General features: G+C 40.8%; 1 protein-coding gene. It reads right to left on the bottom strand.

Annotated elements, in window-relative coordinates:
- Nucleotides 1-4: 4 nt before the first annotated feature.
- On the bottom strand, nt 5-13,102 hold the full coding sequence (locus ACIQ0Q_RS09625) for a DUF2341 domain-containing protein (RefSeq protein ID WP_395772719.1): 13,098 nt from the start codon (nt 13,100-13,102) through the stop codon (nt 5-7).
- Nucleotides 13,103-13,228 lie beyond the last annotated feature (126 nt).

Raw genomic sequence — 13,228 nt, 5'->3', positions numbered from 1 at the left:
CATTTCAATTCTTAACAAGATCACTGGTTACTGTGTAGCTACCCTCGGCTAAATCGGTGAATTGGTACTTACCATCGTTGCTGATTTGGGTGGTGGTGTTTTTGTTGACTGTGGCTCCTGTTTTGGTTTCGGTTCCTGTTAGGGTAAGTTTGATATTTGGTAGGTAGTAATCGTTGTCTTCTTTGGTTAGAAGGTTTTGATCGGCTCCATCAGCTTGGAAGGATAGATTTTGATTTCTATCTACAAAGACTTTACCTGTTATGGAAGCGTTACGGGTTTGGACTGGGGTGGTTTGATAGAAGTGGTAATAGCCTGGTTGGTAGAGTCCTGAGTTTGTGAAGCTAAAGGTTGGAGCATCGGTTGGACCAAGACTTAGGTATCCTGGGGTTGGAACTACATTTGGATATCCTGGTGTATATTTGGCAGTGTTGATATTAATTCTACCTATTGCATTGTTTAATTTCTGTAGGGTGTAGTTTCCTGGTGGGAGTTCGTAGAAGGTTTGGTTAAGGTTCGTGGTTCCAGTAATGCTTTCGCCCAGGTAAGGAGTGTTTAATTTGAAACTACAGCCATTTATTGCAGTATCGTTAGTGAAAGTTATAGCGTTAGCATCAATAGTTCCGCTACCGTTGTAATCATCTATACAGGTTCCACTGGCGTGGTTGGTGTAGCTATAGACATTGTTGCTGGTTATGGTTTGATCGTTTTCAATGGCGATTCCAGCTTTGACTTGCCCTACTATGTCGAACCCTGTATCCCACCAAACCCATAATTCTGGTTGGTTTGTAATTACCCTAGAGGATTTACATCTGAGGGCTGTAATACAAATATCAGTTATGGTGTTGGTGTAGCTAGCGGGTAAATCTACATTTGGAATTGGGTTGCTAGCGTTATTGTTATCTGGGAGTTTGTGAACTCGGTATTTTCCACTAGGTAGGTTTGAGAAGGTGTAAGTTCCTTGGGTTTGAGGTTGACCTGGGATGCCAGAGGTAATTTGTGGGTTGATGGCTATGCCTGGAGGTCCTTGTAGATATACGGTTGCTAAGTTGATAGCTATGTCGTTATCTAGGATGGTGGCTGGGTTAGCGTCTCCTCCATTAGGGTTGAAGACTTGGTTGTAGCCACTTGAGTTTACTAGGTTGGTTGGTCTATCGATAAAGACTTGTCCACTTATGGTGTTGTTTAGGTATGGGGTAAATGGTAGGTCTTCGGATCTATTCTGGCTTGGGCTGAGAGCGTATGGGTTGTTTAGGTATCCACTTCTGACATCTATTTGAGTTGGTTTTGGTCCTATGGCGATAGAGTAATTGCCTGGAGGTAAGTGTACTGCTTGGAAGATAGGCTGACTTGTTTGTCCTCTGTAGGTTGGCAGAATTACAATGCTTTCATTTAGGTTACCTTGAGAGTATACTAGGGAGAGTTTGGTGTAGTTGTTTCTAACTTCCCAGTTACTGTCGTAGATTCCATCAGGTACGGTGTCTAAGAATGAGTCTGCGTTAAAGACTCCGTTGTAGTCGTAGGTTAGATGTTGGTTTTGAAGGGTTTGGTCTTGAGCTACATAGACTAAATCGTTTTGCAAGTCGTATCCTCCTCCTTGTCCCCAATAGGTTCTGACTCCGCCAGAACCAGATCCTTTTTCAGTTCCGATTGGTTCTGGGTTGGTTACTCTAGCGTGGTAGTTGCCTTCAGGGATATTTTGGAAAGAGAAGTTTCCTTGGTTAGCTGAGTTGTCATTTATGCTGTTTTGAGTAGCTACTAAGTTTTCAGGTAAGAAACAGTTGGTTAAACCACCACAAGCTCCAAAGTAGAGTTCGACAGTGTAATTTCCAAGTGGGGCGTCGTTATCGAAGTCGGTTACGGACTGTGTGTCGATTCCGTTTGGTAGGTAAGTTCTGTCTCTGGTTCGGTCGATAAACACCCTACCCTCAATAGCTGAGTTGGTAGTTGGGGTAAATCCAAAGTTTAGGGTTTGACTTGTTCCGTTGGTGGCTAGGTTGGTTCTAAGTGGGATGTCTAGTTTGGGAGTTGCAAATGGGGTGTAGTTGGAGGTGTAGCTGGTAAGTTCAACTATGTAGTTGGTTCCTGGTGGGATATGGGTAAAGGCAATGCTTGTGTAACCTGGGGTTGGTTCTATGATTGTTTCTAGGATGTTACCGGAAGAGTCTCTGAGTTCGTAGGTAAGGTTGGTTATGCTTGTGTCTTTATCATCTTCAAAGCTTTGTCTGGTACCGTTTAGGTTTTGATCTATGTAGGCGTCGTTCACGATAGTGTTGTTCCATTTAGTCCAGATATTGTAATTGGTTTCGTTTTGACCTGGAGTTCTTTGGTTTGGTCTGCTTCCAATTTCGCCTGGGTTGTTGTTCCAGAAGATGTAGTTTCCTGCATCACAAGCTGAATTTGTTCGACTGACTGTCAGTTGGTTTTCGTTGGGGAATTGGTCTAGCCTGATTACACCATAGCCTCCTGGTGGGATGCTCACGAAGTCGTAGGTTCCGTCGGCTCTACTAGTGAAGTAAGCTAAAGAGTTGGTTGGTAGATTCCAAGCAGCTTTGGGGAAGATGTCGTTGTTGGCATCGCCACACTTTACTAGTTGAAGTTTGATTCCTTCGTATGGGGTGTCGTTATCGTAGTCTCGGTTGTAGGTTTTGGGGTTGATAGTTTCAATTCCAGTTTTGGTGTCTTTTCCAGTTGGTTCCCAAACTCCATCTCCTGCTTTATCATTCCAGAGTCTGCCTGAAAGACTGGATAGGGCATTGTTGTCAGCTGGTGGTGGGGTTCCATTGTAGTAGTTAGTTACTTGGTAGGTTTGCCCATCTAGATATACGGTGGTACTTTGGTTTGGGGTGATTTGGTTGTAGCGGGTGCGGTTAAAGAGAGTGGTATAGCCGAGGCCCCCTTGATTTCCTGGAAGATCGTTGGCAGCTGTGTTTACCTGGACGGTGTATTGTCTTGGTGGGACGTGTAAGATACAGGGGTTGGTACTATTAAGTAGGTAGCCTTTTGGATTGTAGTTGGATTCGGTTTGAGGTCCACTTCCGGCTTCGTAAGCTAGTGTGTAAAAACTGCCTACGGTTTGGATTAGGTCAATGTCGATTCCTGGGTTGTATTGGTTGTTGTAGTTGATATCGACATAAAGTACCGGACAGATTTTGGCTGTGTATTGGAAGCTAAGGTGGTTGTCTTGAACTATTTCGCTACTAGTGATAACTATACCTTCGATGAATGAGCTGTTTCCTGCTCCAGCTGATGGCCAGACTGAGGTGGTTCCTTGTGGTAGTGGGACTACTACTTTGTAGGTTCCTGGAAGTAATCCATCAAAGCTGTAGGTTCCATCTTGAGCATTGTCAGCTGAGTTGGAGGCAGAGATAACACTAGTTTGGTATTCGTATTTATCGGTGTTTGCTGATAGTGGGTTGTATTTGTAGAGTTTAACTTCTTGGTTGGTTACTGGGACATCGTTGTCGAAGGTGCTTTGGTAGGCTAAATCTTGTCCGTAGGGGTCAAAGGAGTCTGCTAAGGTGTGTGGAGCTGTTTTAGAATCTTCGTTTCGGTCGATGTAGAGTTTTCCTCTGATACTTCCTTTGTTGAAGTCGGGGTCGTTGGTTAGTCCAAAGTAGCGATTGACTGGAGAGGAGTTTGGAACGGTGAAGTTTTGAGTACCGTTTCCACTAGTGGTGTAGCTGTAGCCTGAAGGTGGGTTGGTTTGAACTAGTCGGTAGTCTCCTCCGTAAAGTCCAGTTATACAAAGGTTTGCTTCGGTTAACGGGCTGAGGGTTTGAATTGGGTTGGTAAAGTCTGGGGATTTGTACAGGGATATATTGGTATCTGAAACAAAAAGCTCGCCGTCTTGTCTGATTCCATCAAAGCTGCCTGTAATTGAGTTATCGTTAAAAGGTGTTACACAGATTGAGGAGGCTCCGGTGTATCTAAAGCTTAGGTGTTCGGTGGCTCCTGGGTTTTGAGTTACGTTGGCTGGGTTGGAGGTGGTGGCTGCACTTCCAGTGGGTCCGGTTTGAGTGACTGAGTAGGTTCCAGGGTCGACATTTGAGAAACAGTCGCTTCCAGTAGCAGTTGTTTGGATGGTTTGAACTGGGGTAGTACCATTTTTAAGTACTGTGGTTAGACCTGCAATTTGGGATTGGTAGTTATCGTAGCTACTGTCTATACAAATACTTCCAGCTCCATCGAATCTAAAGACTGGTTTGTATCGACCTCCGAATTGAACACCATTAAGAGTATCAGGAACAGTTTGAGTATCACTACCACCTAGCAAAGTGTATCCACTAGGAGGAGTGACTTTAACTTGGTAGTTAGCTCCAGCAGTTAAATCAAAAGTGAAACAGTTTTCTCCGTTGTTAGCACTTTGAATTGGATTGGCTGTAGTTGAAGTTGGGGTTAGTGTGTTGCCGCTGTTGTCTTTGAGATAGCTCTGAACTGAGAGGTAAGGCTCGTTCGTATCTTTGATACTATCACCACTATCATCTCTAAAGGCTACAGGACAGATTTGAGGTGAGCCTTTGTAACCGAATTTCTCACTAGCAGTTTGACCTACTACTAAAGAAGCTATGTTTTTACTTAGAGAACCTGTAGATGGTAAAATGGTAGCTGCATTTGGGCTGGTTTGTTCTAGTTTGTAAGTAAAGCTAGATCCGACTGCAGGAAGTAGCTCATCAAAACAAAGATTACCACTTGCGTCAGTTTGACCGAGACTGTTGGCTGTTCCTCCAGCGATGGTGTTTCCATTTTGATCTTTGAGTGTGGTTAGGATGCCTGGGTAAAGGGTGTCACTACCGTTGTAGTCACCAAAAGGAGCTACTAAGTCTTTGAAGGTAGGATTTGCACAAATTTTGGTACCACTACTTCCTTTGTAACCAATTCCGATATTAGTATCTACTCCTAGGTTTAGAGTAATGTTAGAGTAATTAACAGTAGTAGAAGCTGTGGTGCTTAGTGTAGGTTGGCTTAGGTTGGTGTTGAAACTGGTGATAGCCTGGTAACTAGCTGGAACGGTTTGTTGGATTTCGTAATTTCCAGGGGTTGGATCGTTAAAACAGTTATTACCTGTAGTAGTGGTATTTTGAGTACCCCCTATCTGACTAGCTCCTTGGTAGAGTTTAGTTGGTAGGTCTGAGATGATGGATTCGCTAGTTTGTCTGGTACCGTCTTTGTTGTAGTCTCGATAGACGTCGTTGTAACAAATATCAGCTGTGTTTCGGTAACCAAATTCTCTAGTATCGTTTTGAGCATTGGCTAAGGTTAGGATGCTGAAACTGCTAGCTGTAGTTCGGGCTACTTTTAGACTGTTTGAATAGGTTTGGTCTAATGAGTAAGAAAGGTTTCCACTAGAAGTTTGAACTGTGGTTGGTAGTAGATTGGTAAAACAACCTGATAGCCCTCCTGTATAGATTTTATCAGCCAAGACTGGGTTTCCTAGATTATCAAATAGTCTGGTGGTAAATAGACTGTTGGTGATTAAAGGATCTATTGTGTCTAATGGGACATTTGTTCCATCGTTGACTCCATAGGTAGTTCCAGCATCGTCTCTAAAGGAGTTTCCACAAACTTGAGTACCTGAATTTCCAGTGTAGCCAAAGGCTTGAGCAAAGGTGTCTTCTGGGTAGGTGGTGTTTTGAGGAGATCCACGGAAAGCATCATCGGCTAAAGTGGTGGTTAAGACTAGACCAGCTGGGGTAGTTTGTTCTACTCGGTATTGAACTCCTGGGGCTACTGGGGCAAAACAGTTGGAAATGGTAGAAGCACTAAGGTTTGAGATTGTTCCTACCTGAACACTGTCACTAACTCTAACTAATTTAGCACTAATGCCTCCAATTAAAGGTTCATTGCTTTCTTTAGTTCCATTACCGTTGTAGTCGGCAAAGGCTGAGGTACAGACACTGATATTTCCAGAGAAAACTACAAAGTCGTGACTTAGGGTTGTCAGTGGTTGATTGTCTCCAGTGATGGTGAAGGTAACGGTATAATTTCCAGTGGTGGTTGGGACAACAGTTGAATTATTACTGTTATCGACAACGCAGTTTCCGTTTAAAACATTTAGGTTAGAAATCGTCTTTCCACTTACTCCAAAACCTGGACCTTCAAAAGTGGCTGAACAGATTCCTACTCCGCTAAGTAAGGCATCGTTTCCAGAGTCGATTAAACCACTAACTTGAGCTGAAACTGGATAACCTACAAAGGCTTTTTCGTTAAATACTGGATTAATGGTGGTTAATACGTTCAGTCCTGTGTTGATTGGTCTGCCTGTAGGTTGGTCGGTGTTGTTTAACTCTTCTTTAGCAAGAGAAGAAGCACTCTTTTGGTAACCAAAGGTAGTGGTCTGATCGGTAGTTAAACTAAGAGTTACATCTCGGTAAGCATTAGCTCCCAAAGTAGGTAGTCCTGTTATAGCAGTAGCTCCAGAGGGGAAGAATGGTTCTAGGGCTACTGGAATAGTTTGAGTTAACCTATAGCTTTCGCCTGGATTGTTAGCTGGAAGGTTTGTGAAACAAGTTTTTCCATTAGCATCTGAAACTATACCGGTAGTTGGAATACTCGTTGAGGTAATTGGATTTACCAAATCTGTAGAAAGATAGATTAGAGTATTCTTTCCACTCACCAAGGTGTCTGTACCTGAGCTGTATGTATTGTTTTTATCGACATCAATATATGTTTGATCCACACAAACCTCATCTCCATTTCCACGGTAACCAAATTCTTTGGTGATGGCTTGTCCGCTTACTGCTGTTACTTGGTATTTAGCTGTGGAGGCTGTTATGGTAGCAGAGGTATCAGCGACTGTTGGTTTGGTTAAACTGGTGTTAGCAGGAATGTTTTGTAAGACGTAGTAATCTCCTTCAAACAAATTATCAAAACAGTAAGGGTTGGTAGAGTTACTAACAACTGAACCAATTAGATTGTTGCTACTATCATACAAACTCTTACTAATGGTTTGACCAGATAAAAGCTGTTCAGGTTGACCGATTTGGTTGTTTCCATTGGCTCCACCGTTGTTGTAACTACCACTGGCATTATCATCTTTAAAGGACTGAACACAAAGGCTTGAGTTATTAAGGTTACGAATTTTTAGTGGGGTGTTAGCTGAACTAAAATCATCTGAGTTGGTAACTGTTGGGTTTCCTGATTGATCTAAATTAAAAGTTGAATCGTTGTAACTAACTTCTACTCTACTAGTTACGGTTTCAGATAAAGTTTGAAGTTGTGAGTCGCTGCTTAATAGGTTAGCTATACACCTTCCACTACCGTCTAAAGTTGCTGGGTAGTAACTTGGGGTGGCGGAGTTTACTATCAAAACTATTCGACAAGCTTTTCCAGTAAGAGCTGAGAGACTAGTTCCAGCTTGTAAGTTAGCTGGGGTATTAGATTGTTGAATCGCTCCTGAAGTTAAAGTGTTGGCTGTTGATTTAATTAAAATATTTGTATAGCCAGCCGTAGAAGTTGTAATAGCTGCAGGTAATTGTGAGCTAGTTCGGTAGATATTGAATCTTCTTTGAATATTAGTTACTGGGTTAGTTGTTAAAGTTTGACCTGTGGAACTGTCGTCAGAGTTAAATCTAAGTGTAAAACTGTAATTAGTACTAAATCCAGAATTACTTTCTAGGCTGTTATCAGTAAACGAGGTTGTACAGGTTCCGTTGGTTGGAGCTGCAGTTTGTTCTGATAAAAGTGTACCATTAGGGTTTGTAATATTAAACCTACAGATTTGGGAGGTTGTTTCAAGAGCTAAATCGTTGCCTGAATCAATTAGGTTACTTACTGAGAGAGTTACACTTTGATCAGTAAAACTTGGGTTAACAGAAACTGTAGGGGTATTACTAGCTGGTTGAGTTTGATTTGGATTATCTTTGGCTTTGGCTTTGTTTGAGTAAGCGTTTACGATTGAAATGGTTTTATCAGCTGTTTGGAAATCGTCTCCGTAGGTCGAAAAATCAAAATTACTATCTAACAGACTGACTTGAGTTTTAAGTACAGCTGAACCGGTAGTGGTGATTTGAGTGTCTAACACATCACTCACACATTGAGCGGTAGCATTTAGATTACCAGTCACATTTCCAGAAACTACTCCTGGGTAGTAAATAGGACTGCCTCCATTAATTGTAAGTACGTTTCGACATTTAATCGTAGAAGCTAAATTAGTAGTGGTATCAAATTTCTTCAAAATTGGTGAAGTTAAAGTAGCTGCTTTGTTTACGACTAAAGGTTCCCTAGTAGAGCTTAAAGTTCCTACTAAGTTTCCAGTTAACCCATCGCTTCCTGTAGTTTGTAAATCAAATCTTCTCACAAAGCTAATGGCTGGGTTGGTAGTTAAGGTTACATTGTTAGGGCTGCCTCCACTACCCGTTCCATTAGTTCCAGGAAGAGTTACGGTATAGCTGTAATTTCCTTTTAGACTTAAGTCTGAAGAGCTACCTGCAATAGTTACTGAGCAAGATCCGTTACTTGCTGGACTAGAAGGTAAGTTAAAGATTGTTCCATCTGGTTTGGTAAAGTTAAAGGTACAAATACTTCCAGCTAAGGGTTGATTGTTAGCGTAATCTTTTAGGCCAGAGACAGTAAAGGTTTGAGCGGTACCAATAAAGGTATTTCCAGGGCTTGTGATAGTAGTTGTAAATGGAATTGCACTGGTATCTAGACTTCCTCCTAAACTAAAGGTTGTACTTTGAGCTTTGTTGCTAGGAAAACCAGCTGTAGCAAAGGTTGTTAAGTTAGTTTCAAAATCAGTAGTAATACTATTTAAGGTTAGAGAAACTCTAGTTTTGAGTTGCAAATTACCAGCTGAAATGGAACTATTCGGTACAGTAGTTACACACTGACCAGTAGCATTTAGGGTACTAGCTTGGTTATCAATCAAAGATCCATCTAAATACAATAGGTTACGACAAACCGTTCCAGAAGGTATTAAATCTGTACTACCATTAGCGTATTTTCGAACTACTTGGGAAGTGAAAGTTGGACTAGCTCCTCCTGAGACTATTGGGTTAGAAAGGCTAATCAAAGTTGGGACAGTGCTTACCAAAATTGTTCCAGTAGCTGATCCTGGGATTTTACCGTTAGAGTCAAAAACTGTGGGAGTAGCTGTTTGGGATAAGAAGATATCAAAGAAGCGATTAAAGGTTTGAGAAGCAGTGGTCAAATTTACATCAGCATTTGAAATATCTTTACCTGCTACAGTAACCGTAAAGGAATACCCACCCTTAATCAAAGGCAGATCAAACTGACCAAATGTATAGCTACAAATTCCTCCTACCAAACCAGAAGCAGGGGTTGTGAAAGTTTGGCTAAACGGTGTAATACTATTACCTGAATTATCTACAGATGGGCCAGTAACATTAAAGTTACAAGGAGTATTGTTTAAAGCTTGATTATTACCTGAATCGATAAGTCCAGAAACGGTTAACTTCAGCAAATTACTATTTCCAGTAAGACCAATTAAGGAAGGTACTGGGGTTGAAGTTAGGGTGTATGGGCTAATTGGTTCAGTGCCGTTAGCTTTGGCTTTGTTGGATGGTGTAGCGTAAGCGGTTAAAGATAGGAAGTTTTTAAACTCAGCTGTAGTGGTAGCTAAACCAACTGCTGTAACTTTCACACTAAACTGCCCTACTCCACCTGGGTCTAAGAATTTACCTCCACTAGCTGGGCCAACTAAAGTACACACTCCATTTAAAATCGTACCTGAAACACTACTAACTGTAGTTGTATAATTCCCTGTTCCAGTAGTTCGAATAATATCAGCTGAACAAGTACCGCTAAACAAATTAAAACCAAAAGTATTTTTGATACCCGTTACAGATAGACTAAAATCACTACCAACTGAAATTGGATTTGGATTTGGGCTAAGGTTACTCGAAACTAAAGAAGAAAGACCAGCTTCTGGACTGTTACCGTCGTAAAGGGTTCCTGTACAGCCACTAGTTGTGTTGGTGTAGGCTGCTTTTTCGTCTCGACGACCTGCAGTGTTACCTGGAGCTACCACATCTACAAAAGTTTCACCTAGGTCATAGTAACCATTGCTATTAGTATCTGTGAAGGTTTCGGTAATAGTTGGCTCGCTACAATCGCCAGTTCCAGTTCCACCGTTTACTGTGATGGATGAATTTTGATCTACTTGGGTCATGCTACCAGAGCGAGCTTGATAGTAAAGAGCAATACGACCACCTGCTCCACCTCCAGCAGGAGCACCAGCTCCAGGACTATTTCCTCCATTGGCTGTAATAATACCACTTCCTGTAAGAGTGTTTGTATCAATCCAGATACTTCCTCCAGATCCTCCACCTACATAGATATCGTTGTATGTTTCACCATTTGCTAAAATACTTCCATTCACTGTAGTAGTTCCTGCTACTGTTAGTTTAATAGCTCCTCCTCCATTTGCTCCTCTAGCACTCCAGCTTGAAGGGTCTGCACCTCCACTTCCTAAATCTGTTGGTTGGGTAACTGAGCCGTAGCTGTTTCCTCCAAGAGTACTAGTACTACCACCTCTACCTCCGTATCCTGCACCACCATTACTAGATCCGTTTGAGAACTGTCCTGCTCCTGGACCATTACCAGCACTGTTTACTCCACCAGTGTAGCCTAAGTTTGATACATCTATTTTACCACCGGTTTGGATGTCTAGGGTTGTACTATTAATAATAGTACTATTATTATGAGTTGAAGAGTTAGCTACATGAGTCAGTACTCCATTTCGCTTGATTACAAAGTTTGTAATATTGTAGGTATCTTTAGAATTTACTCGCAGAGTAGCTAGTTTGGTTGTGTCATCTACAGTAGCTGAACTTTGTAGAGTTAGGGTATTTATGACATTTAGAGTATTATTTGTTTTAGTATAATCTAAATACGCATTTTGAACTGTGATATTATCGTAAATGTATCTGTTTGTAGAATCGTTTAAAGGTGTTAAATTTCCTGTATTGTTAGTAAGATTGGAAATTATTAGATCTCCATTTGGTTTAGTGTTATCACTTTTGTTTTTATCATACACAGTCCCTGCCCCACCATTTTGGTTTCCTGTTCCACCTATGGTTGACACTGGAGTGGAATTGGTTAGATTTTTGGTAGTGTAATACAAAGCAATTCTACCTCCCCCTCCACCTCCAGCAGGAGCACCAGCTCCAGGACTATTTCCTCCATTGGCTGTAATAATACCACTTCCTGTAAGAGTGTTTGTATCAATCCAGATACTTCCTCCAGATCCTCCACCTACATAGATATCGTTGTATGTTTCACCATTTGCTAAAATACTTCCATTCACTGTAGTAGTTCCTGCTACTGTTAGTTTAATAGCTCCTCCTCCATTTGCTCCTCTAGCACTCCAGCTTGAAGGGTCTGCACCTCCACTTCCTAAATCTGTTGGTTGGGTAACTGAGCCGTAGCTGTTTCCTCCAAGAGTACTAGTACTACCACCTCTACCTCCGTATCCTGCACCACCATTACTAGATCCGTTTGAGAACTGTCCTGCTCCTGGACCATTACCACCGCTATTTACTCCACCTGCGTAGCCTGTTCCAACCCCATTAATACTTCCAATTATGTTAGCACTCTGGGCATAAATCTTCACTGCCTTACCTGTAAAAGGGGCTGTAGTTGAAGCCTGGTTATTTAAAGTTGCTGTAATTCCACTATTAACTTGGAATAAATTAATATTACAATAGCTACCTGTTAAAGTTTGGTTTGAACTTATTATTAAATCCAATCCACCTAAATTTGTATCACAGTCTAAATTAGCTACACTAACTACATTAGAATCTACACTTCTACCAGCTCCGTTTCCTTGATTTTGAGCACTACCATTTACAGCAATTACTTTAAATTTGTAGCTTTGACCTATGTTTAATCCTGTAACTGTGGTTGAATTAGTATTGCTTTGGGTATTGAAATCTGTATAAGTAGTAAAATCATTTTGTGAATATCGAATAATATGATTTGTAATAGCTGAACCATTATTAAAAGGAGTTGTCCAAGAAAGATTTACATTTCCACCTTCTTGAGTACCAAGAGTTAAATCTGTAATTGGATTTGGAACGTTGCTTTGACCATAACTGTAAAGGTTAGTAGCACTTGTTCCGTTTGATCCATCAGAGTTGGTGACCTTGATATTTACATTTCCTGTGCCTGCTGGGGTGTAGCCTCGTAGAGTTTGAGAGTCGATGAAAGTCACTCCTGACATTGAATTTCCTCCAATTTTTACATCTATTCTTTGCTCATTATTTATAGTTGGAGAAATGATTGAGGTGGTATTGTATAGTTTGTATTTTAGGTTTAGATAGTTTTCGACTGCTTGACGGTCGTTAGTGGAGAGAGCTGAGTTGAATACTATGACTTCAGCTATATCTCCATCAAAACTTCTATTGTAACCACCTCGATCTTCAGTGAGTGAATCTGCTTGTGTATTACCTGTAGTAACCAAAGAAACTAAAGTGGGAGTGCCTACTATTAGTTTGGCATCAGTACTGGGTGTAATTAGTTCATTATTTACTCTAGTTTCACCATTTTGGACATTGCTACTAGAACAACAACTATGCCATAAATATTGCCCATTTCTATGAAAATTATAAGCTGAAGTATCTCCGAGTAAAAACCCACCACTTGTATTTTCTTTCAAAACCCAAAATACAGTTCTAATGTCAGAAATACGAGTAAATGAATAACTTCTGTTATTCGCTAAAGTAATTGCAGGTCTTCCATTTATAGCATTGTTATTGAAGGTTCCTTCTGTTTTTCCAGACTGAAGAGTAAGGTTGTTGTTGGTATTAGCCTTGTTATTTATAGTTGATACCGTCGCATTATTTGCAAGGTTTAAATCACTGGCAGCAATCCAAAGTTTGTTACTACTTTGAGCTAAAATTGGAAACTTTTGAGAAATTAAAGTTGAGATATTTTCTGCTGTAGTACTCAAATTATTATCCCCATAACTTAGATAAAGTGATTTTGTACCTGTATTTAGAGTAGGTATCTTAAACCAAACTGTGGTAGCCCGAGAATTACAACCCTCTATCCAGTAACTAAATACATTGGTTGTATCGCTATTTCCAAGTGGGTCTGCATTATTTCCATCTTTTACTCGTATATCACCACAGTCATTTTTCATCTTTCCACTAGATATTAAACTTGCAGTGTCTAAATCTACGTTTCCAATGTAGTCTGTAATACTGTTTCCACTGGTATTGTTTACCTGTAGTGTACGAATATATTTATTGCCTGTATTTCCAAAATT

Origin of the sequence: Arenimonas sp. (assembly GCF_044348765.1) — a bacterium.
Taxonomy (GTDB): Bacteria; Pseudomonadota; Gammaproteobacteria; order Xanthomonadales; family Xanthomonadaceae; genus Arenimonas.
This window is presented reverse-complemented; position numbering and strand designations above follow the sequence as displayed.

Bases quoted from the DNA above. Each gene is read 5' to 3' on its own strand.
- ACIQ0Q_RS09625 (WP_395772719.1), bottom strand. From the start codon at position 13,102: ATGAAAAATGACTGTGGTGATATACGAGTAAAAGATGGAAATAATGCA.